General features: G+C 56.9%; 26 protein-coding genes. 14 read left to right on the top strand and 12 right to left on the bottom strand.

Features of this window, described 5'->3' with window-relative positions:
* The first annotated feature begins 9 nt into the window (after window positions 1-9).
* The 8 genes from gspG to gspK all read left to right on the top strand — a co-directional run bounded on the left by gspG (window position 10) and on the right by gspK (window position 6577).
* Window positions 10-564 carry a type II secretion system major pseudopilin GspG gene (gene gspG, locus ACMTNU_RS06770; protein WP_413934472.1) on the top strand — a complete coding sequence of 185 codons (555 nt, stop codon included), beginning with the start codon at window positions 10-12 and terminating at the stop codon, window positions 562-564.
* Window positions 565-805: 241 nt separating this feature from the next.
* A complete protein-coding gene (locus ACMTNU_RS06765; RefSeq protein WP_413934471.1) occupies window positions 806-1393 on the top strand; it encodes a Tfp pilus assembly protein FimT/FimU in 588 nt (195 codons plus the stop codon).
* A complete protein-coding gene (locus tag ACMTNU_RS06760) occupies window positions 1390-1827 on the top strand; it encodes a prepilin-type N-terminal cleavage/methylation domain-containing protein (protein WP_413934470.1) in 438 nt (145 codons plus the stop codon). The genes ACMTNU_RS06765 and ACMTNU_RS06760 overlap by 4 nt, the downstream gene beginning before the upstream one ends.
* Window positions 1799-2434 carry a type II secretion system protein GspJ gene (locus tag ACMTNU_RS06755; RefSeq protein WP_413934469.1) on the top strand — a complete coding sequence of 212 codons (636 nt, stop codon included), beginning with the start codon at window positions 1799-1801 and terminating at the stop codon, window positions 2432-2434. Before ACMTNU_RS06760 ends, ACMTNU_RS06755 begins: the two co-directional genes overlap by 29 nt.
* 79 nt (window positions 2435-2513) lie before the next feature.
* Window positions 2514-3398 (top strand): type II secretion system protein GspN, encoded by an 885-nt coding sequence (gene gspN / locus ACMTNU_RS06750; RefSeq protein WP_413934468.1) that lies wholly within the window; start codon window positions 2514-2516, stop codon window positions 3396-3398.
* 113 nt (window positions 3399-3511) lie between these two features.
* Window positions 3512-5101, top strand: a complete 1590-nt coding sequence (gene pilM, locus ACMTNU_RS06745; protein WP_413934467.1) for a pilus assembly protein PilM — start codon at window positions 3512-3514, stop codon at window positions 5099-5101.
* Complete coding sequence (gene gspM / locus ACMTNU_RS06740) at window positions 5098-5646, top strand: type II secretion system protein GspM (protein ID WP_413934466.1); 549 nt, start codon at window positions 5098-5100, stop codon at window positions 5644-5646. Before pilM ends, gspM begins: the two co-directional genes overlap by 4 nt.
* Complete coding sequence (gene gspK, locus ACMTNU_RS06735) at window positions 5633-6577, top strand: type II secretion system minor pseudopilin GspK (RefSeq protein ID WP_413934465.1); 945 nt, start codon at window positions 5633-5635, stop codon at window positions 6575-6577. Before gspM ends, gspK begins: the two co-directional genes overlap by 14 nt.
* 83 nt (window positions 6578-6660) lie before the next feature.
* On the opposite strand, the gene ACMTNU_RS06730 is transcribed toward gspK, so the two are convergent.
* From ACMTNU_RS06730 to ACMTNU_RS06695, 8 genes are all read right to left on the bottom strand, one after another.
* Complete coding sequence (locus ACMTNU_RS06730) at window positions 6661-7560, bottom strand: response regulator (protein ID WP_413934464.1); 900 nt, start codon at window positions 7558-7560, stop codon at window positions 6661-6663.
* Window positions 7557-7916 (bottom strand): Hpt domain-containing protein, encoded by a 360-nt coding sequence (locus tag ACMTNU_RS06725; protein ID WP_413934463.1) that lies wholly within the window; start codon window positions 7914-7916, stop codon window positions 7557-7559. Before ACMTNU_RS06725 ends, ACMTNU_RS06730 begins: the two co-directional genes overlap by 4 nt.
* A gap of 122 nt (window positions 7917-8038) precedes the next feature.
* Complete coding sequence (locus ACMTNU_RS06720; protein ID WP_413934462.1) at window positions 8039-9238, bottom strand: PP2C family protein-serine/threonine phosphatase; 1200 nt, start codon at window positions 9236-9238, stop codon at window positions 8039-8041.
* Between the two features lie 135 nt (window positions 9239-9373).
* Window positions 9374-9724, bottom strand: a complete 351-nt coding sequence (locus tag ACMTNU_RS06715; protein WP_413934461.1) for an STAS domain-containing protein — start codon at window positions 9722-9724, stop codon at window positions 9374-9376.
* Window positions 9725-9878: 154 nt separating this feature from the next.
* Window positions 9879-10961: a protein-glutamate methylesterase/protein-glutamine glutaminase gene (locus ACMTNU_RS06710; RefSeq protein WP_413934460.1), complete on the bottom strand. Its 1083-nt coding sequence runs from the start codon at window positions 10959-10961 to the stop codon at window positions 9879-9881.
* An 86-nt stretch (window positions 10962-11047) separates the two neighbouring features.
* Complete coding sequence (locus ACMTNU_RS06705; RefSeq protein WP_413934459.1) at window positions 11048-11662, bottom strand: chemoreceptor glutamine deamidase CheD; 615 nt, start codon at window positions 11660-11662, stop codon at window positions 11048-11050.
* A 32-nt stretch (window positions 11663-11694) separates the two neighbouring features.
* Entirely contained in the window at window positions 11695-12087 is a 393-nt protein-coding gene (locus ACMTNU_RS06700; RefSeq protein WP_413934458.1) for a four helix bundle protein, read from the bottom strand.
* Between the two features lie 74 nt (window positions 12088-12161).
* A complete protein-coding gene (locus tag ACMTNU_RS06695) occupies window positions 12162-12980 on the bottom strand; it encodes a CheR family methyltransferase (protein WP_413934457.1) in 819 nt (272 codons plus the stop codon).
* 154 nt (window positions 12981-13134) lie between these two features.
* Here ACMTNU_RS06695 and ACMTNU_RS06690 point away from each other — a divergent pair, with 154 nt between their 5' ends.
* From ACMTNU_RS06690 to ACMTNU_RS06675, 4 genes are all read left to right on the top strand, one after another.
* Window positions 13135-16863, top strand: coding sequence for a CHASE domain-containing protein (locus ACMTNU_RS06690; RefSeq protein ID WP_413934456.1), 3729 nt, complete (start codon window positions 13135-13137; stop codon window positions 16861-16863).
* Between the two features lie 81 nt (window positions 16864-16944).
* Complete coding sequence (locus tag ACMTNU_RS06685) at window positions 16945-20139, top strand: PAS domain S-box protein (RefSeq protein ID WP_413934455.1); 3195 nt, start codon at window positions 16945-16947, stop codon at window positions 20137-20139.
* 22 nt (window positions 20140-20161) lie between these two features.
* The gene (locus tag ACMTNU_RS06680) at window positions 20162-20557 is read left to right on the top strand and encodes a response regulator (protein WP_413934454.1); all 396 of its coding nucleotides are present in this window, start codon (window positions 20162-20164) and stop codon (window positions 20555-20557) included.
* Window positions 20558-20570: 13 nt separating this feature from the next.
* A complete protein-coding gene (locus ACMTNU_RS06675; RefSeq protein ID WP_413934453.1) occupies window positions 20571-20906 on the top strand; it encodes an Hpt domain-containing protein in 336 nt (111 codons plus the stop codon).
* 15 nt (window positions 20907-20921) lie between these two features.
* Here ACMTNU_RS06675 and ACMTNU_RS06670 read toward each other — a convergent pair whose 3' ends face one another.
* Both ACMTNU_RS06670 and ACMTNU_RS06665 read right to left on the bottom strand, forming a co-directional pair.
* Complete coding sequence (locus ACMTNU_RS06670) at window positions 20922-22205, bottom strand: HD-GYP domain-containing protein (RefSeq protein WP_413934452.1); 1284 nt, start codon at window positions 22203-22205, stop codon at window positions 20922-20924.
* 199 nt (window positions 22206-22404) lie between these two features.
* Complete coding sequence (locus tag ACMTNU_RS06665; protein WP_413934451.1) at window positions 22405-22713, bottom strand: hypothetical protein; 309 nt, start codon at window positions 22711-22713, stop codon at window positions 22405-22407.
* Window positions 22714-22729: 16 nt separating this feature from the next.
* On the opposite strand from ACMTNU_RS06665, the gene ACMTNU_RS06660 reads away from it, so the two are divergent.
* Together ACMTNU_RS06660 and ACMTNU_RS06655 are read left to right on the top strand one after the other, a co-directional pair.
* Entirely contained in the window at window positions 22730-22999 is a 270-nt protein-coding gene (locus ACMTNU_RS06660) for a DUF433 domain-containing protein (RefSeq protein WP_413934450.1), read from the top strand.
* 36 nt (window positions 23000-23035) lie between these two features.
* Window positions 23036-23389 (top strand): DUF5615 family PIN-like protein, encoded by a 354-nt coding sequence (locus ACMTNU_RS06655; protein WP_413934449.1) that lies wholly within the window; start codon window positions 23036-23038, stop codon window positions 23387-23389.
* Window positions 23390-23673: 284 nt separating this feature from the next.
* On the opposite strand, the gene ACMTNU_RS06650 is transcribed toward ACMTNU_RS06655, so the two are convergent.
* On the bottom strand, window positions 23674-24522 hold the full coding sequence (locus tag ACMTNU_RS06650; RefSeq protein ID WP_413934448.1) for a response regulator: 849 nt from the start codon (window positions 24520-24522) through the stop codon (window positions 23674-23676).
* Between the two features lie 316 nt (window positions 24523-24838).
* Window positions 24839-26122, bottom strand: a complete 1284-nt coding sequence (locus ACMTNU_RS06645; protein WP_413934447.1) for an HD-GYP domain-containing protein — start codon at window positions 26120-26122, stop codon at window positions 24839-24841.
* Window positions 26123-26364: the final 242 nt, after the last annotated feature.

Here is a 26364-nt window from a genome sequence, read left to right as displayed (position 1 = left end):
AGGCACTCGATGAGTGAACAAGCGCAGACCACACCGCAGCAGACAATGACCTGGAGACGGAAGCAGAGCGGCTCCGATCTTCACCCGTCACCCGTCATCCCTCACCCCTCACGCGGTCCTCTTTATGATGATCGCGGCTTTACCTTCATTGAAATCATGGTCGTCGTGGCCATTTTAGCCATTCTCGCGGCACTGGTCGTCCCTCGCATCATGGGGCGGACCGACGATGCGAAGCGCACAGCGGCCAAAGTACAGATCCGCAATCTTGAAGGGGCGCTCCAGCTCTATAAACTGGATAACGGCATCTACCCCACCACGGAACAGGGCCTGAAGGCGTTGGTTGAGAGACCGTCTGTTGGCGTTGTGCCCAAGAAATGGAAGATCGGCGGATACCTGCCCAAACTCCCTGAGGATCCATGGGGCAATCCCTACAAATATCTCAGCCCGGTCCAACGGGCGGATCAAAAACTCGACTACGAAGTGACCTCGCTCGGCACCGATGGGGAGGTTGGCGGTGAAGGCGTGAACGCCGACATCACCAATTGGAACCTGGACAAGGAATAAGTAGTCAATGGTCAACAGGGGATGGTCGATGGTCAAGGGTCAAGGGTTAATCGATTCGGACCTCTCACGTCCCCTGTCCCCTCGTCCCTCGCCACTCGCCACTGCCCCCTTCCCCCATGCTCCATTCTCCATTTTCCATTCTCTATTCCCCCTCACCCGTCACGTTTCACGTTTCACGCTTCACGCTTCACGCTTCAGGTCTCACCCTTCCCCCCTCACCCTTCACCCCTTACGCTCTTCCATGGGCTTCACGCTCCTGGAAATGCTGATTGCCTTGTTTCTGCTGGGTGGAGTCCTCGCCGTGATATTGCCTCGCATCAGCTTTGAAGAAGACCTGCGCTCGACCGGGAGGAAACTCGTCGGACTGCTTCGAACCTTCCAGGGACAGGCAGCCATCGATCAAACACCTCTCAGGCTCTACCTGGATATAGACCAAGGACTCCACTGGATGATGGTGATTGAAGGGAAAGAGGAGCGCCTTCCCCTGGATCCCGCATGGAAATTACCGAGACCGCTTCCGGAATCTATCCGCCTGACCGAAGTCTCTATCGGACAGGACAAACGCATGTCCGGACGAGTCGGAGTCACATTCTTCCCAAATGGACGGATCGAGCCGGTGACGATGTATCTCATGGACGACAAAAGTAATCTCTTGGGGGTGGCGGTCGATTCCTTGACCGGAGCCATTCGAGTCAGTGACGAACGCTTTGATCCGCCACCAAACCGCCTGATCCCTGACCGTGTGAAAGTCCTCTTAAAAGCCAGCGCCCAAGCAGGCGCCGGCGGAACGGCACGAGGAGGCCCTCCACCCCCCCGTGGGGTCCAATGATCTTCTCGACAAACTACCCCATGGCCAGTGAGCGTGGATTCACGCTCCTGGAAGTCCTCCTGGCCATTGCCTTGCTGGCCATCGCACTGCCTGTCCTCCTGGGTCTGAGAAACTTTGACCTGGATCTCCAAAGCCGCGCCACCGAACTCACTGGCGCCACCCTGTTGGCTCAGGAAAAACTGCTGGAGGTTGAACTCGCCGGCCAGTATTCCGTCGGGGAAACCTTGGGCGAGTTCTTGCCTCTCCCGCTGGGATCTCAAACCGCACTCCAAGCGGTTCCACGAGCAGTCGGCTACCGGTGGAAACGCACCATCGCGCCGACTCCGCTGGAGTTCGTTCGAGAGGTTCGCATCAAGATATCGTGGCCGCGCGGTGATCGAGAAGAATCCTTGGAGGTCAGCACCTATGTGCTTGCAACTCGCCTTCCCTCATAGGGCACGCGCGCAACAAGGCTTCACCCTCGTTGAAGTCCTGGTCGCCGTGACCCTGCTTGGTACCGTCGCAGCGATGGTCTTTGCATCGCTCCTGACGACGACACAGACCGTAGAGGCAGGGAGGGAACATACGAGCAGAGAACAGACGGTCAGAAAGATTCTCCGTTTGATGGCCGAAGAAATTGCACTCAGTAAGCGATCGATCATGTACCCCTGGGTCGGGATGAACGGGACACAAGACGGTCAGCCGGCCGATACGCTGGCGATTCTCGCCATGAGCCAGGAGTTACCGACTGTGATCACCACGGCCAAGGAAAGCGACACCGTTCGAGTCGTGTACACCCGCGAACGCGATCGATTGATTCGGTTCGTTCGAAAAAATCTCTATACGCTCACAGATACCAACGAGTCGCTTGATCAAATGGAGTTGGCCGACCGTGTCCACGCGTTTAATATCCGATACTATGATGAGCAGAACCGCATCTGGCTCGACGAATGGCCAAACGCCAGCAAGCTGCCCAAAGCCGTGTTACTAGAAATTACGTTTCAGTACCCCGATGCCGCACCCTGGACAATTCGCGAATGGATCACCATCGGAACATCATGATCATCACCACTTCCGACATCTGCATAGAGCTGTCTAGCCTGGCAAGAAAGATCCGGGAGTGGGTCACCATTGGAACATCATGACCATCAAATGGCCTGACGCATGGAGAGAAATTCTGGCATGGACGATCGGAGGCATCTGCATCCTGGCCCTCGCCCTGATTGCCACGTTCCCTTATAGCTTGCTCCAGAACCGGATCGTGACAGAGCTCAAACGCGCGACCGGCTTGGACATCCGTATTGCGGATTGGGCGATCGGACTGCCGCTCAGCCTGGAATGGCGGAATGTGAGTCTCTCAAAACCAAACCTCGATCCGGTTGAGATAGCGGGTCTGCAAGCCAAACTCGGCGCTTTCCAGGCACTGACGGGAAGCCTCGGTCTTGACCTCTTTGTCCAACTGAATGAACAGGCGGCTCGCACAAACTTCGTCAAGGGGACACTCACCGCTGCTTCCTTCTCCCTTGCCGGACCATTGACCGTCAAGGGACAGCTCCAACAGGTGGATTTGCCGAAGATCATCCGTCGGTACGTCACCCGCGGGATCCTCACCGGGGAGTTCTCCCATCGCATGGATACCGACCCCGCTTCTCCCAATGTGCTCAGGAGCGAGGGAACTTGGCTCGCGGAAGCAACGGACCTGGAGATCGACCAAATTCCGCTGGCGAATGGCAAAATGCTCATGCTGACATTCAGCAAGGCCGCAGCTGGACTGTCCTGTCGAAACCTCGTCTGCGACGTCACACAATTGAGGGGCGAGGGAATGGACGGATCCTTTGAAGGCCAGGGACAAATCACTCTTCAGCAGCAACTCCCGAACAGTCAACTGGCGCTCACAGTGACGATCATCCCTGGTCCTGGGTTCGCATCAAAGGCGGTCACGCTAGGGCTCCCGCCGTTCCCTTCTGGAACTCCCATCACGGTCAAGATCGTGGGAACCTTGGCACAGGCACGGATCGCGTTGTAGAGTAGGCGGGGCTTCCAGGTTTCGCAGTGTGAGTTTCGCGTTTCTAGTTTCGAGTTTTATGCTGTCGGAATACTTGAAACCTGACATGTGAAACATGAAACGAAAGTAGAAACATGGCAATTGTCAACGAATGTGTCGGGTTGGATATCGGACAAACCGGGTTGAAGGCCGTCCGGTTCCGTCGCCGGCTGAGCGGGCGCGAAACCGTCGATTACTTTCAACACCCCTTGCCGTTTTCCCGCCCGGAGGATCTGGAACCGGCGCGGCGCGTCCAATCTCTTCGAGGCTTCCTGTGGCGCCATGGACTCTACGCCACTGATCGATTGGTCACGGCGATTCCCTGCCAAGATCTCTTCGTTCGCACCCTCTCCTTCCCCTTCAATGACGCCGCCAAGCTCGCGCAAGTCGTCCCCTTTGAAGTTGAGAACCTCGTCCCGATGCCGCTTGAGGATCTGGCGGTCGACAGCCTCGTCCTGCCTCCCGGTCTGTCGCATGAAAGACCACCTCGAGAAACCAAGGGTTCCGAGGTGCTCGTCACGGCAGCACCCAGGGACAAGGTGGCCGAGCACCTCCGGTTTTTAGCCCAAGCCGATATTGAACCCTCGGCGATCAACGTCGATGCCATGGCGCTGTTTTCTGTGACGCAATACCTTCAAGAAGAAGGGGCTGCCGTCCCGCAAGACTTAGCGATCATCGATATCGGGGCCTCGAAAACCACGCTCTGTCTGATAGAAGGTGGACGCCCCGTCATGCTCCGAACGATTCTCTGGGGTGGCAACCACCTCACACATGCGTTGGCCGTCCGGCATGCCTATAGTTTCGCCGACGCCGAACGCCACAAGAGAACGATCGCGGTGGATCAGGTGAGCGGCTTGCTGGAGCCGATCGTGAAAGAACTTCGTATTACCTTGCAGGCCTACCAAGGAAGCGAACGCAGTCGGTTGACCCACTGCTGGATCTGCGGAGGCGGGTCAAAGATGGTGGAGATCGGCGGGCACCTCTCCCGGCAATTAGGACTCTACGCAGTCGGGCCACGACAGGGCTTTGGAGCCGACACCCCGAGAGCCTTTTCCATCGCATTCGGATTGGCCATTCACCCCAAAATTGTTCGTCCACGGTGGCGATTCAAGTCATCCCCTTTGGGACTCGCGCTTGACCTCAAGAGCGTGACGGACGCCGCATCACCGGATGCGGCCACCACGAAGCAGAATCGCCGCTTGGCCGCCGTCGCGGGGCTGGTCATCGCCCTGCTGGCACTCGTGGACTTCTCGGTTCACTACTTCCTGCAAGATCAGCGTGTCGCACGATTAAAAACCGCGCTCCTCAGTCAGTATGAGCAGATCTTTGGAACAGGGACGGGCGCCTCACCGGGAGAAGAGGTCGATCAAGCGAAGTACCGCATCGGCGTCCTCGATAAGGCACTCGGGTTGGTCGATGCCACGGACGGGAAAGTCCTCTTCACGCTCTCGACATTCGTGAAGCAACTTCCACCTGGAACGCTGATCAAGGTCCGCGAACTGACGGTGGATGGATCGATCATCCTCATGGAAGGGGAAACCTCCTCATTCGACGCAGTGGAGCGAATCAAGCAGGCCTTCGAAGTAAGCCCACGCTTGAAGGAGGTCTCCGTCACAGAAACCCGCGTCGGCGCCTCGCCCAATCAAGTCGTCTTTCGCATGACTGTCACGGTGGAGAAACCATGATGCAGAGCTTCAGAGACCGCTGGCACCAGATGTCACGGCGAGAACGGACGCTCGTGCTTGCAGGCGGGATCGTGCTCGGACTCAGTTTGTTGTTCATCCTGATTGTCGACCCACTGTTGGATAACTTGGATCGTCTGGAGCGCCAGGCCCTGCGCAAGCAGAAAGACCTTGCCGAATTGGCCCAGCTCAGCCAATCCTATGTCTCCAAGCGAGATCGCTTGCGTGCGATCGAGAGCCGCATGCCCCAGGCCGAGAGCCATTTCTCACTCCTGACATTCATCGAAGAGGCGGCGACGACCGCGCAGGTGCGAGAACAAATCACCGGCATGCAGCCACACGTCCAGACGTTGGCGCAGGGCTACCAGGAAACAGCCGTCGATCTCAGATTGGAAGGTGTCCAACTCCCGGAGTTATTGGCGTTGCTGGCCGCGATCAATCAGGCTCCCTACGAGCTACAGGTTCGCCATCTGCAGATACGTCCAAAGTTCGACAACCCCGTCAATCTGGATGCCACTGTTCGGGTCTTGAGTTATGCCAAGAGCTGATGACCGCGGGATCGCGTTACTACTCGCGCTTCTGGTCCTAACCCTGCTCACCGCCCTCATCCTCGAATTCGATGCGGAGGCCAGACGGGAATACCGGGCAGCCGCCACCTTTCGGGACGACTATAAGGCCACCATGCTGACGAGGGCCGCGGTTCAGGCCACCAAGGCCGTACTGCTGCAGGATCTCATGCGGGAAAAGATGACCGGCCAAAAATACGACAGTCCGACCGATATCTGGGCCATGCCGATCACTAAGTTTCCGATCGGCGACGGGTTCCTGACCGCAAAAATTCAGGACGAGACGGGGAAAGTGAACCTGAACGATCTCGCATCAAGCTCAGGCGGTGAGCTGGAGCAGAAAAAGAAGATCGCCCGGGTCAAGCGGCTCTTTGAGTTGCTCAGACTCAGCCCCAGCCTGGTTGATGCGCTCATTGATTGGGTGGACCAGGACGAAGCGCCTCAGCCGGCCGGCGCCGAGAGCCTTTACTATCAATCCTTGCGCCCCCCCTACCGCGCCGCCAACAGCCCCCTTCCGGGCTTAGGAGATCTGCGACTCATCAAGGGATTTACGCCGGAGATCATTGAACGGATCACACCCTACGTCACCGTCTTCCCCCTGGAGGGCAGTGCTGCCATGAATGTCAACACCGCCGATCCGATCGTGCTGCAAACCCTGGATCCGGCCGTCACCCAAACCGTGGCAATGGAGATCGTCCAGGGACGGCCCTTCAAGACCAAGGTGGAACTCGACCGGGTCAGTAGCTTTCAGGAAATCGGCAGAACCCTGCGGAACGACTATGACGTGAAATCGGATTATTTCTCGGCACGCCTGGCCATCACCGTCAATGAAACCACCAAGAGCTCGCTGGTCATTTTGAAACGAGATGCCAGTAAGGGGGATAGCACGGTGGAGTATCTGCGGATTCTCTAGGGGTTTCTAGTTTCAGGTTCCAAGTTTCACGTTAAGAGAAGATGCCTCTGAAAACTTGAAACGTTAAACTCGAAACCTGAAACTTAGCCGAGCGGCACCCTAATCGTGACCTCGTTCCCCCGTTCATTGTAGGTCAGATCGGGGAAGAAGGCTTTGGTGAGAAATATCCCCCGGCCACTTGCAGCCTCGGAGTCCTCCACCTCTTGAGAGCGTGCGAGCACAGTCTGCCACGGGAATCCCTTTCCCTCATCGGTGATCCGGTACTCCAGGTGATTGTCACTCCGTTCGTGAAACACACGGATCGTCACCCGGCGCTCTCTGAGACGAGGCTGGGCCAACCGTTTCGCCACCAGCTGATCATAACACCCGTCGGCCAGAGCCTTCTGTTTTTCCTGCCCCTGGATCTCGAGATTCCCATGTTCAACGGCATTGAAGAGTAACTCTTGCAGCGCACCCTGAATATGGATTCTTTGAAGCGGCGGTAGCGCGGACGCCGTCATCTTGAGCAGCCAGGAAATAACGCCGGGGATGTACGCGGGATCCGAATCAATGGTCAATTCATAGTCAAATTGTCGAGCACCCGGCACATCCAGCGGATGGCAAGGCAAGAATTCCTGAGCACGCTGCAGGACGGAGGCCAGCTCATCCTCGGCAACAGGTTTGTGCAGGTAATCGATCGCCCCGCCACGCAGGGCCTCCACGATCAGCGGTTCCGGCGCATTGTGGGCCATGACGATCACCGGATAGGGCTCATGGCGAGCCTTGAGCTCCTTGACCAACGCCAATCCGGCACCGTCCGGAAGAAACAAGTCGGTGATCACGATATCCGGAGTCGCCCCCTCAATCGTGGCCATCGCGGCCATCGGGTCAGGAACGCTCGTCACTGAAAACCCTCGGCCCTGCACATAGCGGGCAATTCGCGATTGAGTCTCTACACAGGGATCGATGACCAAGAGCTGACTCACTGGTAACGGCATATTCATGCAGCCATGCCTTGGTCAAGGATGGGACGCAGATCGGCCAACAGGCGATGAACTTCCCGCTCCAACGCGGCATAGAGTTCCACGCCCTGCGTCAAGTTGCCGGCTTTCGCGGACTCTTCCAACTCTTTACAGGCCTGAAGTGCGGCCGGAGCACAAAACTGTAAGATTGCCCCCTTCAACCGATGACTCCATCGCGCCACACCGACGGCATCTCCAGCCGTGAGAGCCGCCTGAGCTTGAGCCAAATCTTTCGGCCCATGCTCCAGAAACAACTCGACCATCATCACGAGTGTCTCCCGGTCCTGGTCCACCCGGGCAAGTGCTTCATCGAAGTCGAAGACAGGGTTTGGGTTCATTGCGCACTCCTGAAACGCGAAGCGTCGTGCGTGGAGAGTCAGGTTTCAAGTTTCAAGTGTTTTGACAACGTGAAACATACAACTTGAGACTTGAAACGCAGCCAAGCTCGCAAGCGACTTGTTCAACTGCCTGTGAATTCGACAGCCATGACTGCCACATCGTCCGGGAATTGTTCATGCCCCAACCAGCGAACCGCCTCGTTGACCGCACCGGATAAGACCTCGGGCAACGGCCGGCGGCCAAGCGTACGGACCACCTCCTCCAGACGATCTTGCCCCCACAGATCGCCTGTTGCGTCCGGCACTTCATAGAGACCGTCACTCAACAGATAGAGACGATCGCCCGGTTCAATCGCAAGCACGTCAGTCCCGTACGTCGTCGACGGATCGAATCCCAGCGGAAGATTCGGTTTCGCGATCCAACAGATCTCGCCGGACTGACGGTAAAGAAACACCCCGCTATGCCCCGCTGTCGCGTAGGAGAGGGTCTGTGAGCGAATATCCAGGGTCGCAAAGACGATCGTGAAATAGTGTCCGTTCTCCGTGAGAGGAAAATGTTTATTCGCCTCGGTCAGGATCGCCCCGGGATCACTTGACCCGACATGACGAACCAGGCTCTCTCGACGAAGAAACGTGGCAAAGGAAGCAGATCGCAAAGCCGGTGACACACCATGACCGGACGCATCAAGCAGATACAGCCCCAGCAAGTCATGACTCCACGGAACCACGTTAAAGAGATCCCCGCCTAACCCGAGTGAGGGTCGATATACACGAACCATCTCGACACCGGGACCGATCGTTCCGGACACAGGCAGCAGCGACTCGACATACCGGGCCGCCGACTGCAATTCGCGTTCGAGTATGTCTTGCTTTCGTCTGATCTCCGCCGTCACGTCTTCCAGACGTTTGATCAGTCCCGCCGCACGAATCCCGGCTTGCACGCGAGCGGTAATTTCATATTTACTGGCGGCCTTACTGAGAAAATCATCCGCCCCCCGAGCCAATCCTTCCGCGATCTGTTCCGGTTGATCGTGGCTCGTCATCATCAGAATTTGACTCGACAGGAGTGCTGGATCCTGACGCACCACTTCACAGAACGACGGGCCGTCCATCTCGGGCATCATCCAATCCAAGATCGTCAAATCCGGACGCTCACGGCGAAGCATATCCAACCCGGCCTTGCCGTCGTCGGCCTGCAGAACCCGATACCCAAGCCGTTTGAGTCGGGCTGCCAACGCAACACGCGCCGTCGGCTCATCGTCGATGATGAGTACTGTTTGAGGAACTACTTGAGCTGAGGGTTCAGTAGACGTTGAGGACATTGAGCATCTAGGCTTGAGACTGGGTTCTGGGTTTCACGTTTCAGATTTCACGTGTCAAGTTTTCGGAGGATCCGTTCAGGCAACATGAAACCTGAAACAAGAAACGTGAAACTCTTTCCCCTGCAATGCATCCTGCTACGCCGCTTTCTGCTGGCCGGCCAATGCATCCTGCTCATTGTCATACACAGGGATCAGCTTCTGAATATTCGCGAGGCTCATGATTTCACGCACATAGCTTTGCGGCTTCAACATGCTGACTTTGGCTTGGCTCAACTTAAAGTTCTGAGACACCAGCGCCAACAGACCAAGCCCCGAACTATCGACGAAGCGGACTTCAGCCATATTTAGAATCAAATGCCGACAACCTTTTTGCCGAATCGCCTCCACTGCCGTCTTAAATTGCTCACGATTGGCATAGGTGAGATCCCCGGCCAAGTCGAGCACCACGCCATTTGCGACAGGGCGCTCTTTCGTCTGCATCGCCATATCAGCCTCCTTTGTTTAGATCCGAATCAGAGTTCCAGGTTTCATGTTCAAAGTTTCAAGTTGTACAGAAACCAAACACCTCAAACCCGAAACATGAAACGTGAAGCGTCCCCATCTGGAACGAGTTACGCCTCACGCTTCACGTCACATCTCATCACGCGGCTTTTGAGTAGCCCACATGGGCCAGGATCGCCCCGGCGATATCGCCCAAGGGGAGCACCTTGTCCACTGCTCCGGCCTTGATCGCTTCTTTCGGCATGCCGAACACGACGCAGCTCGCCTCATCTTGTGCGATCGTGAACGCACCCGCCTGTTTCATCGTCAGCAATTCCTTCGCGCCGTCCCCTCCCATCCCGGTCAGAATCACGCCGACGGCATTGGCACCGGCATAGCGCGCCACGGAGGCGAACAGCACATCCACCGATGGTCGATGCCGATTGACCGGAGGATCTTGATTGATCCGCACGGTATAGCGGGCGCCGCTCCGTTCCAGCGCCATATGATAGCCGCCGGGAGCGACCAGGGCATGGCCCGGCAACACACTGTCGCCGTCTTCCGCCTCCTTCACGGAGATCCGACAGAGCCCGTTCATCCGATCCGCCCAGGTTTTTGTAAACCGCTCAGGCATGTGCTGCGTAATCAGCACCGGCGGCGTATTGGGAGGAAGGAGCTCCAACACGTCTTTGACGGCTTCCGTCCCCCCGGTGGATGAACCGATGGCGATGATCGTATCGGTCGTTTTGATCATGGCGGATGAGGCACCGTGAAGCGTCCCTCGTGAAACGTATTTCGTCTCGGATTCGGACGCTTCACGCCTCACGAGTAACGGTTTTACACGCGCCTGAGCGGCCGCCTTGATTTTCGCGATGAGATCCTGCGCCACTTCATCCATGCCTTCGCGCAGGTCGATTTTGGGCTTGGTGATAAAGTCGACCGCACCGAGCTCCAGGGCTCGGAGCGTCGTCTGACAGCCGGCTTCGGTGAGGGAGCTCACCATCACGACCGGCATCGGGTGCCCGCGCATGAGCTTTTCGAGGAACGTGATGCCGTCCATTCTCGGCATTTCGACATCCAGCGTGATCACATCAGGATTCAACGCCTTGATCTTCTCCCGTGCGACATAGGGATCAGGCGCCGCACCGATGACCTCGATCTCCGGATCTTTCGCGAGCAACGACGCCAACACCTGGCGCATCAAGGCTGAATCATCCACATTAAGGACGCGAATTTTTTTCATGTATAACCCCGTATCTCGTCATTCGTGAAACGTGAAGCGTCCGAATCCGAGACGAAATACGTTTCACGAGATGCGCTTCACGCCGCTCAGAAGAGCGTCACGTCTTCCTCCACCGGCTTCTCGACCGTTTGGATCTTGGTGGCATATTCGTTCTCACGCTCAAGAATCGTCCGATTCTTCAACCGTTCGATCTTTTTCAGGAGAACACGGCCTGAGTCCGTAAAATAATAGACTTTGCGGGGGCAGACGTCTCCCAAATCTGTTTTTACCGCCGTGAGCCCCTCTGTTTTAAGAAAGCTGAGCACCCATTCGGCGTTGCGAGCCCCGACATCGATGTTCCCCTCGTAGATTTTCCCGGCGCCAAACAGCTTCACTTCCAGCCGACTCTTCATGCCGCCCAGCTTTAAAATTTCATTGATCAACGATTCCATTGCATAAGAACCGTATCGAGTCGATTCACCCCAGGAGTCATTTCCACCATCTTTTGGCTTGGGCAACATGAAATGATTCATGCCACCGACACCCGTAATCGGATCCCGGATACAGGCGGAGATACAAGACCCGAGCACGGTATACACGATCATGGGAGTAGGGCTAACGAAGAACTCCCCGGGCAAGATCGCCGCAATCTCGTGGGGAAACCGGCTGTCCCGCATCCGTCGGATATGCTTGAATTGTTGAGCGTCGGTTTCAGGTTTCATGTTTCAGGTCTCTAGTTGTAGATCCTGGGAATCTAGGTTTTGTACTTTGTGCCCTTGATTCCTGACTTACGCAGATAGTTCATGAGTCCAGCGACCATCCTTGCCGTATCACCGGCTAACCCGGAAAGTCTGACAAAGACTTCTTGCGTCAAATAACCCTGATCAAGAGCAATATAGAGCTGACTTCTTACCTCACCGGAAGACCCCTTGGCGATCGCCAGATACTGAATGAATTCGCCGCTCCCGCTTCGCTCGAACCCCTCGGCGATGTTCGACATGATCGACGCGCTGGCCCTTCGCATCTGATCTCGAAGGGCGAAATCCTTCGCCAAAGGTCCCCTGCCCGAAGCTCGATAGATTTCTCCACACAGAGTTCTGGCATGCCGCCATGCCTCGATGTCCTCGAATCGTTCGAATGTCGGCATCGCATGTCCTCTAGCTCATTTCATATGTCACATGTTTCGACAACATGAAACGCGAAACCTGAAACGTGAAACTCTTATTTCTCCTTCCGATAGATGGTGGGGCCCATCACCTTGAAGGGATGTTCGACCCACTGCAGGCTCTCGGAATGACCGATGAACAGATGCCCCCCAGGCTTCAGATAGCGATAGAACTTGTTGACGAGCTGCTCCTGAGTGGGGCGATCGAAATAGATCATGACATTCCGGCAAAAAATGAGGTCCAGCGGACTCTTAATCGGAAATCGGTCGTCCATGAGATTCAGGCGCCGGAACTGGATCATCGAGGCCAGATGCGGCTTGACCTTCAACAGCCCTTCACTCTCGCCGCGCCCACGGAGAAAATTCCGCCGGACCACCTCCGGCGGCACATCGCGCACGCGGTCCGCCTCATACAGACCCGACGCCGCTTTTGCCAATACGCGGGTCGACAGATCAGACGCCAGAATTTTAAAGTCCCACCGTTGAGGATCGGAAACCCCTTCATAGAGGGTCATGGCGATCGTGTAGGGTTCTTCGCCGGTCGAACAGGCGGAGGACCAAATACGAATGCGCTTCTCCTTCTCCAATTCAGGAAGGATCCGCTCGCGCAGATAGTCGAAATGCTTTGGTTCTCTGAAAAAGTCGGTCTTGTTGGTCGAAATCAGATCCAACATCCGGGTGAACTCTTCCTTGGTCGCATCACCGGTGACCTGCTCGTAATATTCCGTGAAGGTCGTCAGCCCGAGATCTCGTAAGCGCTTCGACAGCCGAGACGCCAGCAGCGTTTGCTTTTGATCGCCAAGTGAGATGCCGCTCTCGTCATAGATCAGTGTGCGGAAGCGATTGAATTCGTCGGAGGTAATCCCGTAGTCCATTGTTACTCCACTCGGTCAATGCGACATGCCAAGTTCCTACCCACTCCTGCAAAGTCTTGGCTTTATCGGTCGGTTGCTATCGATTCTTGACAGAACGTCTGACTGGAGGTGACCGAAGCAATTTCGCGATGTTAGACCCCGCATCGACTCAAGAATGGCCGAAAATCCTCCGACAAGAGGAGAAATTCTTGTTCACATCGCATCGAGCACCCAAACCATTGGAATCTGTGCCATGCCGGGCCTTCCCAATCCCTATTATGTGCCGCGAGAAAGTCAATCCGACGAGCCCGGAGCACGAGCCCCGCTGGTAGGAGTTGCGGATCAACCGAACGATCCTCCCTTGAACGAACAGACGACACCCTCGTTCAGCATCAGCTCCGGTGTGATGCTGGCCGCAGCCTATATCGTCCTGGGCAAACTCGGGCTCATGCTGGCCGTCCCACCAGGGTATGCCTCCGGAATCTTTCCACCTGCCGGCCTGGCCATCGCCGCGACCTATCTCTGGGGAGGCTCGACGCTGCCGTGGATCGTGCTGGGTTCCCTCACGCTCAACTTCTCGGTCACCGCCACCCCCCTACACACTTCGGCCATCGTGGCTGCCCTCTGTATCGCCGCGGCCTCTGCGCTCCAAGCATGGATCGGACGGGTGGTGTTGCACCGCGCCATTGGGCCTCAGACGAGTCTTGAGACTCTCGAACATATCGGCGGGTACCTCTTAGCCGCTCCGTTCATCTGCCTAATCGGTGCATCATTGTCCGTAGCCAGCCTGGCCACGCTGCAAGTCATTCCATCGGACCAGACGCGCATGGCGTGGATGACATGGGGACTCGGCGACACATTGGGTATGGTATCGATCTTTCCGATCATGCTGGCGCTCTTCGGCACTCACGACTCACGGTGGAAAGGGCGCCGTATTTTGGTCGCGTCCATCATGTCTGCGATGCTCGCACTCGTCATGCTGACCTACGTCGGGTTCACGCAGATTGAGTCGGCGAGGACGGCGCAAGGCTTTCACTTCCAAGCCGACCGCCTGGCGAAGACGATTCAGGATCATTTTGATGAACAGGAGTTCATTCTCACTCAACTGGACATGGCTCTGTCCATGTCTCAGCGCGAACCGGTCAGCCGTGAAGCCTTTAGAGCCCTCGCAAAACCTGCGTTGAATCGTTTTCCCATGCTGCAAGCGATCGAGTGGGTACCGGAGATTCCATCACACCGACGGGCACTGTTTGAAGCATCCCAGCGGCAATCAACTCCTGAGTTTGTGATCACCCAGCGTGATGAGACAGGTACCATCGTGCCTGTCCTGGACCGGCCCAGCTACTACCCGGTCACCTATCTCGAGCCGCTCCTCAGCAACCGGAAAGCCCTCGGCTTTGATCTGGGCTCGAGCCCTGCCCGTCATGCGGCCATCCTACGGGCGCGGGAGGCCGAGGGTTCCATTGCTACCGAGCCTGTGACGCTGGTCCAGGAGGAGGAGACGCAACAAGGGCTTCTCTTGATCCGACGGATTCAAACCGGCGCCAATGCCCCGGGATTCGTCCTGACCGTTCTGCGCATAGAGAAATTCATTGGGATGTTACTCCCCGAGGGAAACGAATTAGCGGTCAGTCTGGCGGACGCCGAGCAGGGCACGCTCATCTACGGGACGCCACCATCGACGGTTCACTCCCCGGCATTCACGGGCACCCTGCGGTTCGGCGGGAGGCAGTATCAGCTGTCCATCATCCCATCCTCAGCAGTCATCGCCGGCCTTCCCAGCTGGCAAAGCTGGAGCCTGCTGGTCGGAGGTCTCTTGGGTGATGGCCTGCTGGGCGCCGTGCTGCTGCTGATCACCGGCACCACGAACCAGATACGGGCTCAAGTCGAAGAACGCACCCAACAGCTGGCCCTGAAAAGCGATCTGTTGCAAGCCGTGATCGACCACGTCCCCATGCGGGTGTTCTGGAAGGATCGGTCATTGCGATTCCTCGGCTGCAACCCGCTTTTTGCGAGGGATGCAGGGAAGAGCGATCCCGGTGAACTGCTGGGCAAAACCGATCACGATCTCGTCTGGGCGAATGAGGCGGAGCGATATCAGGCCGACGACGCGAACATCATCGAGACTGAGCGCCCGAAGATCGCCTTTGAGGAACCACAAACCACTCCATCCGGCCACACAACCTGGGTACGGACCTCGAAGGTGCCCATCAAAAACGACGCCGGCCAGGTGATTGGTGTACTTGGGATGTACGAAGATATTTCTGCACAGCGTGCGACGGAATCCCTGTTACGCGAGTCGGAAGAGCGCTTCACGTTGGCCATGCAAGCCGCCTCGGACGGTCTGTGGGATTGGAATATCCAGACCCAGGTCACGTACTTCTCGCCGCAATGGAAAGCGATGCTGGGATATGCGGACCAGGAACTCGAGAATAGCTTCGCGACCTGGGAACGGCTGGTGGACGAAGACGACCGGGTCTGGACCATGGCCCTCATCAATGATTGTCTCTGCGGCAGAAGTGAGGGGTTTAAGACCGAATTCCAGATGCGGCACAAGGACGGCCATTGGGTCGACATCTTGTCCCGAGCCATGATCATTCGAACGCCGAACGGGGAACCCTTGCGCATGGTCGGCACCCATGTCGATATCACGGAGCGCAACGCAATCGCCAGAGAGCTGGAACAGGCAGCACAAACCATGGAGCAACAGAACCAGGCCCTCAGCGTCTCGCATACACAAGCCCTGGCAGCCACCGAGGCGAAGAGTGCCTTCCTGGCCGCCATGTCTCATGAGATCCGCACCCCGTTGAACGCTATCATCGGGATGGCCGAGTTGCTCAAAGAGACCTCCTTGAGCCAAGACCAAGCGGACTATGTCCAACGCTTCAGCCGAGCCGCCGACCATCTTATGGGCTTGGTCAGCGACATTCTGGACCTTTCTAAGATCGAAGCCGGCAAACTGCAGTTGGAACAGATCCCCTTCAACCCCCGTGAGCTGATGGCTACAGTACGCGATCTGCTGGCAGTGAGTGCCAAGAGCAAGCAGCTCACGCTGGATATGCACGTACAGCCCGATGTCCCTTCCACCGTCATCGGCGATCCAACACGCCTGCGACAAGTGCTGATGAATCTTGTCGGGAATGCCATCAAGTTCACGGAGCAGGGACAGGTCGTGGTGACGGTCGAGGTGATCGCTGATGACCGCATGCGATTTGCGGTCTCGGACACCGGCATCGGCATTCCATCGGACAAGCTCCCGTTCATCTTTGAGAGCTTCACGCAGGGGGATACGACCACGACGCGGAAGTTCGGCGGCACCGGTCTAGGGCTCTCCATCTGCCAGCGATTAGTCTGCATGATGGAGGGACGACTCAACGTGACGAGCGCCGTCGGGGTCGGCTCGACGTTTGAATTCACTCTCCGTTTGCCAAGCGCCAGCGAGACAGTAACTCCGCGATCAAATGGTCACGTTCAACGAGAAACCGAGCCACCTGCTAGACCCTCATCACCACCGCTCAGAATTTTGGTCGTCGACGATCTCGAAGATAATCGCGCGATCGTGGCGCACTACCTGAAGCAGGATGCCTATGTTATGGACATGGCGGACAATGGCCGGATGGCCCTCGAGAAATTTCAAACAGGCTCGTACGACCTTGTGCTCATGGATGTGCAAATGCCGATAATGGACGGACTGCAGGCCACCCGTGCGATGCGTCAATGGGAACGGACAGAGCACCGTGCTCCCACTCCGATCCTTGCACTGACCGCCCATGCGCTGGAGGAAGAAGCAAAGAAGAGCTTGGATGCCGGCTGCACGGCACACCTGACCAAGCCGATTAAAAAACAGGCTCTGCTCAGAGCGGTCGCGGACTATGCGACGCCCCGTACCGAGCAAGCCGCGTAGGACGTATACGAAGATCGGTGAGTACCCAATGATTGGTCATCATAGTCGAACGAACATCTCACTCGCTTGACTGAGGAGCATATGAAGAGGTTTCGCGATCACAGCATCCTGACCAAACTTGTCGTTGCATTTGCCGTCATGGAACTCCTGTTGATAGGGATGGGTGTCCTCTCCATTCGCAGCATCACGCAGATTCAGGAGCGCACCGAAACCCTCTACCAAGACCACATACTTCCGATCCATCTCCTCGACGATCTACGCGCCAACAGCTTCAAAATGCAGACAGCAGTCGCCTGGCATATCCTGACCTATGGAACGGCCATGATGGTGACACAAGAGCAAGAGATTGCGGCGTTAGACAAGGCGTTCCAGGCGCTGCTGGACGGCTATGCGCCGTATATCTCGTCACCGCAAGAACAGGCGCTCTATGAGGACATCGAGGCTCGGTGGCACAATGTCCAAGCCACACGAGCGAAAGTACTCCAATTGAGTACGCTCTACAGTAAAGATGCCGCGGCTGACCTCCAGCGAGATGAAGGGGCAGTGAGGCTGGCGGCATTCACCGTGGCGATTCAACGGCTCGTTGAGCTGAACAAGGACCAGGCCGCAGAAGAGCACACCAACAACACCAGGCTGGTGTCGAACCTCATCCGCTACACCCTCCTGATTACAGCCGGGGGATTCGCCTGTGCGCTGCTCCTGGGGTGGATCATCTCCCGTCGAATCTCGGACGGGCTCAGAAGCATTCTCGATGTAACGGTCGCCCTGGGATCCGGCAATCTGCGGGCCCGCTCGAGTTGGGACACACAGGATGAGATCGGACATCTGGCACAGACCTTCAATCGGATGGCAGGACAGATCGAAACCAACCTCACGGATGTGTTAGAAGCCAAACATACGCTGACGGCCATCGATCATACCTACGGCATTATCGAGTTCAATCCTGATGGGACCATTCTGAGTGCCAATGAGAGCTTCCTGAGATTGACCGGGTATGCCCAAGAAGAGTTGATTGGCAGCCATCACCGGATCATCTGCGACCCCACCTATGTCGAGCACAGCGACTATGCAGACTTTTGGCAGAAGCTCCGCGGAGGCGAGTTCCAGACGGGCCTATTCCAGCGAGTGACGAAAACGGGGAAGCCGATCTGGATACAAGCGTCCTATCAGCCGATCCTCAGCGCCTACGGGAAGGTCCATAAAGTCGTCAAGTTTGCGACCGACTTGACGGCGCAAAAAGAGGCTGAGATCGCGAGACACGAGCAGGAGGCGCGCCTGCAGGCGATCGTCACCAACGCAGTCGACGGGATCGTGACGATTAATGACCGTGGCATCATCGAATCGTTCAACCCGGCGGCCGAACGCATGTTCGGCTATCCCGCAGCCGAGGCCATCGGACAGAACGTCAAACTACTCATGCCGGAGCCCTACCGATCCGAACATGACGGCTATCTCGACAATTACAAGAAAAGCGGGCATCCTAAAATCATCGGGATCGGGCGGGAAGTGGTCGGCCGGCGGAAAGATGGGTCGACGTTCCCCCTCGACTTGGCCGTCAGCGAGATCCACCTGAGCGGCCATCGCGCGTTCACCGGGATCCTCCGCGACATCACGGAACGCCGAGCCATCGAGACGCAGCTCGAGCAGACCGCCATCCAAATGGAATGCATCAACCTCGAGCTGGAAATGGCGAACGACGAAGTGCGGCAAGCGACCGAAGCCAAGAGTTCCTTCTTGGCCTCGATGAGCCATGAAATCCGAACGCCGATGAATTCGATCGTCGGCATGGCGCAACTGCTCGGCGAAACATCCCTGACCCCTGAGCAGCAGGACTATACGCAACGTCTCAGGCGAGCCAGCGATCACTTACTGGATTTGATCAACAACATCCTGGATCTGTCGAAAATTGAATCGGGACATTTGGAGCTGGAAGCGGTCCCCATCGACCTGCACGATCTCATGGAGAACGTCGGCGAGATGATGGCCTTACGCGCCCATGCGAAGCAAATCGACTTCGTCGTACGGGTATGCCCGGGTCTCCCGGAGAGGGTCTCCGGAGATCCGACCAGGCTCCGCCAGATCCTCGTGAATCTGGTGGGCAACGCGATCAAATTCACGGAAACCGGTCACATTCTTGTTCAAGTGGAAGCGGACGAATCCGGCCGGTTCCGGTTTTCCGTCGCGGATACCGGCATCGGCATCCCGGCCGACAAGCTCGGATCCATTTTCGACAGCTTCTCCCAAGCCGATAGCTCCACTACCAGAAAATACGGCGGCACGGGGCTCGGGCTCAGCATCTGCAAACGCCTTGTGGAATTGATGGAGGGCGACATCTCCGTCACCAGTACTCCTGGAATCGGGTCGAACTTTCTCTTCACAGTTCCCTTGCCCACCGTATCGCTTGAGACCAGGCCGGTGGGCCCTGATCTCCTTGCCCTTAAAGGAACACGTATCCTCGTTGTGGACGATCACCAACCAACACGCCTCGTCATTCATGAAATCTTGTCGGAAGCCGGCGCACTGGTCGGCGACGTCGCTTCAGGCCCGCTTGCGATGGCTCATCTCCGGGCTGCCGAGACCGACAATCAGCCGGTGCAGCTCATGATTGTGGATCGCCGCATGACGGACATGGATGGTCTCGAACTGGCGAAGACGGTACGGGCCATGCCGACCGGGAAGGACCTTCCTATTCTGTTCCTCATCTCGGATACGCAACAGCCGGACCGCGCCCGTATGCAGGAGCTTGGCATCACGCATCAGATCATCAAACCGGTTTCACGGTCGGGCTTACTCGTAACGGCCAGAGACGCCATGATGGGACGGTCTGCTCCATCAACGCGCCCGCTCGAGCAGGCTCCGTCCAAAACTCAGACGAGTCTACGTCCACTGCGCATCCTGTTGGTCGACGACTTGGAAGACAATCGCGATCTCGTCATCCTCTTCCTGAAAAGCCTGCCGTACACCGTGGAGACGGCCGTGAACGGCAGGGAAGCCGTCGAGAAGGTTCAGACCACATCGTATGACATCGTGCTCATGGACGTGCAGATGCCGATCATGGACGGGCTCCAAGCCACGGCGACGATCCGCCAGTGGGAACGGGCAGAAGGGCGACGACCGATACCCATCATCGCCCTCACCGCCCAGGCCCTGACCGAAGAGCGGGAGAAGAGTCTGGCGGCAGGCTACACGGCCCATCTCACGAAACCGATTAAGAAACCAGATTTACTGAAGGCCATCGAAGGCTATACCGGCCTAGCCCAGGACCAAGCCGCCTGACCGGTGAAGGAGAGATTCAAGCATGAACAAACCAATTCTCTTTCTCGCCGAAGACGAAGAGGACACTGCGCTGCTCCTCAAAATGATCATGGAGGAAGAAGGCTACGACGTGATTCATGCGGGCGACGGCAAACAGGCGCAGATCAAGATTGATGCGCTGCCACCCCCCGCGCTCGTGCTGCTGGATATGGGACTCCCCCACGTGCATGGGCTGGAACTCCTGGCCCAGATCCGCAAGAAGCCGACCTGGAACGGCGTATCGGTCGTGATGCTGACCGCCGACGGCGACCAAACACACATCTGCAAAGCCATCATGGCCGGAGCATCCGATTATGTGTTGAAGCCGTTCAAACGAGAGCCCTTGCTGGCGAGGCTCGCCCGTTTTCGAGCGCCTGGGTTGAAACGTCGTACAGCCTGAAAGGAGTCCCCTCATGTCGGACCCGTCACTGCATACACAGTCCGCGACAACGCCTCCGGAGACCGTTCACATTGATGCCTCCTTCGAACCGTTGATGCCGCGGTTCATGGCGAATCGAAAGAAAGAAATCATGACCATGCGGGAGGCCCTGACGGGAAACGACTTTGAGACGGTGCGAAGCGTTGCCCATGGGATGAAAGGCGTCGGGGGGAGTTACGGATTCGACCGGATCACTGAACTCGCCGCCACCATCGAGCAGGCGGCGAAATCGGCTGATGCCACGACCATCACGCAACAGTTGCATGTCTTGGAACGCTATGTGAACGACATCCAGATTACCTACGACTGACCCGCTGGTTGGGAACTATTTCTCCGTCATCAAATACCCGTTGAGTTGCGTCGGCAACAACGCAGCCTTGACCCGCTCAGGCAGGGTCTTCGGATCCAAGCTCTTCTCGATCGAGAGCGAGCGCTCGCGGGCCAAATCAATGATCGCCGCTTGATCGTGCGAGGCATTCCGTTCATACAGCATGATGACCGGGCGCAAACGCTCCTGGCTATTGGTCTTGATCACCAACCCGAAGCTCCCATCGCTCAATTCCACGAACGAGCCTGGTGGAAAGACGGTGACGGTCGCGATGAAGGGATCGATGACGTCCGGACCATACTTATTCCGCAGCTTCGTATAGAGATAGGTCAAGGCTTGGCTTGGGCTGAGGTAGCGCGCAGACCGTCGATCACTGACCCGCAGATTGTACTCGACGATCGTCCCCACCAATCGCGCGGTCTTGGTGATATCCCCGTTGATGAGCTTCTTGGGATACCCCGTCCCGTCAAGATATTCCCGATGTTGATGGACGATCTCAATGATCTCGGGAGCCACACCCGGCATGCCTTCCAAGATCTCCTTTCCCAGTTGAGGATACATCCGAAGCAGCTTGGCTTCCGTGGGCGAAAGGTCTTCCTCACTCTTGAGGCGGACTGCCAAGGGCACTCGATTCATGCCGATGTTATGAAAAAGTCCCCCCATCCCGACATGCTCGGTTTCTTCAGGGCTGAGACCCAGGGTCTTGGCCGTGAGCTTGGCCAGCGCGCTCACATTCATCGCCTGCATAGCTAACTCCTGGCCAGGTTCCGCCCGGCTCTCGGCACAGACGAGACTCAACAAGACAGGCTCCTGGGCCGTGACTTTGCCCATCGTCTCCAAGATCTTCGCCGCCGCTTGCATGGTGGTCGGCTGTCCGGCATTGGCCATCGCCATGACGACCGACACCTCAGTGGTCGCCTTGGCATAGGTGCGCGAATTGTCGTCGATTGCTTTACGATGCTCGAGCGCCGTCTGGAGCTGCCGCTGTTTTTCCTTGAGAATCGACTGCTCATCGGCCTCGGCATCCTTTTCGGTTTCCGCGTCGACTTCGAACGCGCGGACCGGAGCCGAGGGTTGGGTCAGGGACTCGACGACATCGGCATGGGACAGTGTGGGATCATAAAAGAGTTTGGTCAGGCGGTGCTTCCGGATAATGGCGATTTCAGTGGGCGAGGAGACCGTAAAAACATTGCGGACGAAGGGATGCTCCATCCAGGAATGGTCGATCTTGATATAGAGCCCGACTCGCAGCAAAGCTGGATCAAGCGGGAGCCACGCCACGGTAAGGACTATCCTTTGCTAAGACTTACTTGTGTTTCCGAATAGTTAGTCCCATTTACTACCATACCGCGCATCCCAAAGCTAGCGCCCTGAGCGACAGCCATCACGGCCCTGCCCCTTCCGCCGTTGCTGTGTCTTGCAGTCCTGATCACCTTGAGCTCCCCTGCGGAGGACCACACAGAGCCCTGATACCCCGTTCTCAGAAGTCATCACCAGTCTGGTGGTTCTCCTTTCTCCACTCCACATAATACTTCGCGACCTCTGCTCGCCTCGAAATGTTCAACCGCTTATAGAGAGCCCGGAGGCGAGTACTCAGCTTTCCCAGCGGGATCTTGAGCCGGTGCGCAATCTCTTGGTTGGTCCTCCTCGTCTGCATGACGAGCCAGCGGACACTGCACCTCTCTACGCCTAAAGGGTGAGACAAGGCGCGAGACCGGCTGTTCTTGGCCTTGATCGTGGTGTGGTACTCGTAGAATTGCAACTCAAGCTTGCGGAGGCAAATTCGCATGGAGTACACTGAGGCTATGCCTACAGTGGTTCACCCTCACATCACAAGCGATCCCAACATTTGTGGTGGAAGCCCGTGTATTGAAGGGACGCGCATCACCGTGCGAACCATCGCGATCTACGCGTTGCATTACGGGCAGACTCCGGAAGAGCTACTCACGCACTATCCTCACCTCAGTCTCGCATCGATTTATGATGCACTGTCCTATTACTACGACAATCGTGCCGTCCTCGATAAGGACATCGCCGAGCATCTGTCAGCCTCGGAAATTGATTCCCGACCGTAATCCCACAGCCCCGTCTTTCCTCATGAGCCTTGTGGCATGAAAGTCTATCTGGACGAACACATCCACCTGACCATGGCTTCGTTGCTTCACGCACGTGGTATTGACTGCATCACGACACGAGACGCTGGGAATTTGGGTTGTTCTGATGAAGCACAATTGGCCTTTGCCACGAGCCACGGACGAGCAATCCTCACGTTCAACCACAAAGACTTTCTCCAGCTCGCCAAGCAATGGCACGAAACCGGACGCATCCACGCCGGCATTATTCTTTCCAAAGAACTCGCCATTCCTGAACTCATCCGTCGGCTTCATCGATTCATTACCCACTATGCAACGACGGATCTCACAAACTGCGTTATCTGGCTCCCCAGCATCCCACATCGCTCGTGATACGCCAATTCATCTTCATGCGGTTGAGCCGAAAGTCAACTCACCCGGCAATCCGAAAAGAGGACACTGGACGTAGGTCGAACTCATTGAGAACCACTCCTACCGTTCATAGGCCCTCCGAAGGATAGCCGCTCATGGCGTGGCTATCAGCCTCTATTGTTCTTGACGATCACACAACGACCCGCCCGCCCCCTTTACTTTCAACTCAGACCTTTCTCGGCCTTGCAGTTCTGAAGGCGTGAGCTCCCCTACGGAGGACCACACAGAGCCCTGATACCCCGTTCTCAGAACTCGTCACCAGTCTGGTGGTTCTCCTTTCTCCACTCCACAAAATATCTCGTCGCCTCTGCTCGTCGTGAAATATCCAGCCGCTTGTAGAGGGCCCGCAGCCGAGTACTCAGACTCCCCAGCGAGACCTTCAGTTGTTGAGCAATCTGTTTGTTGGTCTTTCCGGCGCTCATGAGCGCCAGCACTCGAATCTCCTCTGCTGAACAGTCGTCCAGCCGTCTGGCCTGCACGCCCCTCCCCTGTTCTCTGACCCAGGCCATGATCTGCGGCGTCAACTGGGGATCCATAATGGCCATGCCTTCAGACACGATTTCAATCCCTCTGACCACCGCCTCGGCCGAGGCCTTCTTCAATAGATAGCCCTGCGCTCCGGCAAGAATGGCGGACCGCAGGAGGTGCTGTTCATCCCGGTTCGTGAAGAACAAGACACTGATCTGGGGATAGGATTCACGAATGGTCCGGCACAGGTCGATCCCACTCGCGCGTCCCAGTTGGACCTCTGAGACCACGACGGTCGGACGAGAGGTCCGGACGGCCACCAACGCCTCATCCGTGGTCCGTGCGGTTCCGACGACATGAACATGGCGGTTCTTGGCCAGAATCTCCTGTATCCCCTGCAAGACGAACGGTGACGCATCAACCACCAACACGCGCGCGTGGTCCCGAGTTCCTGTCGATGGGGTCATGCGCGAGGAGCGATTCGGCAAGAGCGCGTCACCTCTGCTATAGGACTTCGATCCGAGGCTCGACAGGGCCACCGGAGAGCCACCGTGACAATAGTCACCGTGGCACATCTCATCCGACTCGTTGACAAAGAGAAGGACCGGTCTGAGCAGTGCACCCACAGTTCGTTGAGCAATTCCCGTTCCTTACTTCGGTAGAGAGTGGAATCTCGTGCGGTGGGTTGGACGGAGTCGGATTGTGGGCTGACAAAGCTGGAGGAAGAATCAACGACTGCTCAGGTAAACACGAGGATCATCGCGCAATCGTCACATTGGCAAAGGGCCACAACCGAGGCATGAGCCAAATTCTCATACTATCCCTGGTGAATCCATTTTGATTCAGAATCCAAATAGATTCAGAATCAAAATGGATTCAGTCCCCCGGAGACGCGGAGACGAGGCACCTTTCGCAAGGACAGGCGAGAGCAGACTGAGATGACTACTTACCTGTGATCACATACCCTTGCAGCTTCGTCGTGAGCAGTGCATCTTTCACCCGGTCCGGAAGCCCTTTGGGATCGAGAGCTTTTTCAATGGATATCGAACGTTCTCGCGCCAGATCGATGATGGCCGGCTGATCATGTGACGCCTGCCGCTCATAGAGCATGACGACGGGCCGCAATCGTTCCTGCGTATTACTCTTCAACACCAGGCCAAAACTCCCGTCGCTCAGTTCGACGAAGGACCCAGGAGGAAACACCGTCACCGTGGCAATAAACGGTTCGACCACATCCGGGCCGAACTTGTTCTTGAGTTTCGTATACACATACGACAAGGCCTGTGCCGGGCCCATGTAGCGGGCGGAACGTTGGTCGCTGGCGATGAGATTATACTCGACAATCGTCCCCACCAACCGTGCCGTCTTGGCAATGTCGCCGTTAATGAGACGCTTGGGAAATCCGGTACCGTCGAGATATTCCCGGTGTTGATAGACGATCTCAACGACGGCTTCAGGCACACCGGAAATCGCTTCAAGAATCTCCTTGCCGAGCTGCGGATACATGCGCAACAGTTTGGTCTCGGTCGGAGACAGATCCTCCTCGCTTTTGACGCGAACGGCCAAGGGCACGCGACTCATGCCGATATTGTGGAACAGCCCTCCCATCCCGACATGTGCGATTTCCTCGGCACTCAGGCCGAGCGTCTTCGCCGTCAGCGTGGCCAGCGCACTGACGTTGATGCCCTGCATCGCCAACTCCTGTCCGGGCTCCGGTCGGCTCTCCGCACAGACGAGGCTGAGGGCCACCTTCCCCTGCTCGACGACACCCGTCATGGCCGACAGGATTTTTTCAGCCGAGTGCAGCATATCCGCCTGTCCCGCATTGGCCATGGCCATCATGACCGAGACCTCGTTCGCGGCATTGGTATAGGTGCGGCAGTTCTCATCGATCGCCTTGCGATGGTCGAGGGCACTCTGAATCTGCCGGTGCTTTTCCTTCAGAATCGAGGCTTCATCGGCTTCGGCATCCTGCGCCGTCTCGGCATCGATTTCGAACTCCTGCACAGGACCGGTCGGATTGGTAATCGCTTCCACGACATCGGCATGGGACAGTTCGGGGTCATACAGGAGCTTGGTGAGACGGTGCTTCCGAATGATCGCGATTTCCGTCGGCGAGGAGACCGTAAAGACATTGCGGACGAAGGGATGCTCCATCCAACCATGATCGATTTTGATATAGAGTCCAAGGCGAAGCAGGACCGGATCAAGCGGTAACCAAGGCATCGACTGGCGCTCCCTTCTTGTTTGAAGGCACGCACGAACGTCGCGTCCGGCCTGACACGCGTGATCGTGCAACCCCCACATAACACAAATGGCGCACCCCTCCGCTCTTTCACAAGAGCCTCGGAATGCGCCATCAACTGACAGGTCTTATTCCTGTCCGCTAGGCGGTGCGAGCCTTTCGCTCGACCAATTTATCTGGACTGTATCAAACTGCGATCTGATCTGGAATTGAAAACAGAAAG

This window comes from Nitrospira sp. BLG_1, from assembly GCF_047338595.1.
GTDB lineage: Bacteria > Nitrospirota > Nitrospiria > Nitrospirales > Nitrospiraceae > Nitrospira_D.
The sequence above is the reverse complement of the archived record's forward strand: the minus strand, read 5'-3'. Positions and strand labels throughout refer to the sequence as shown.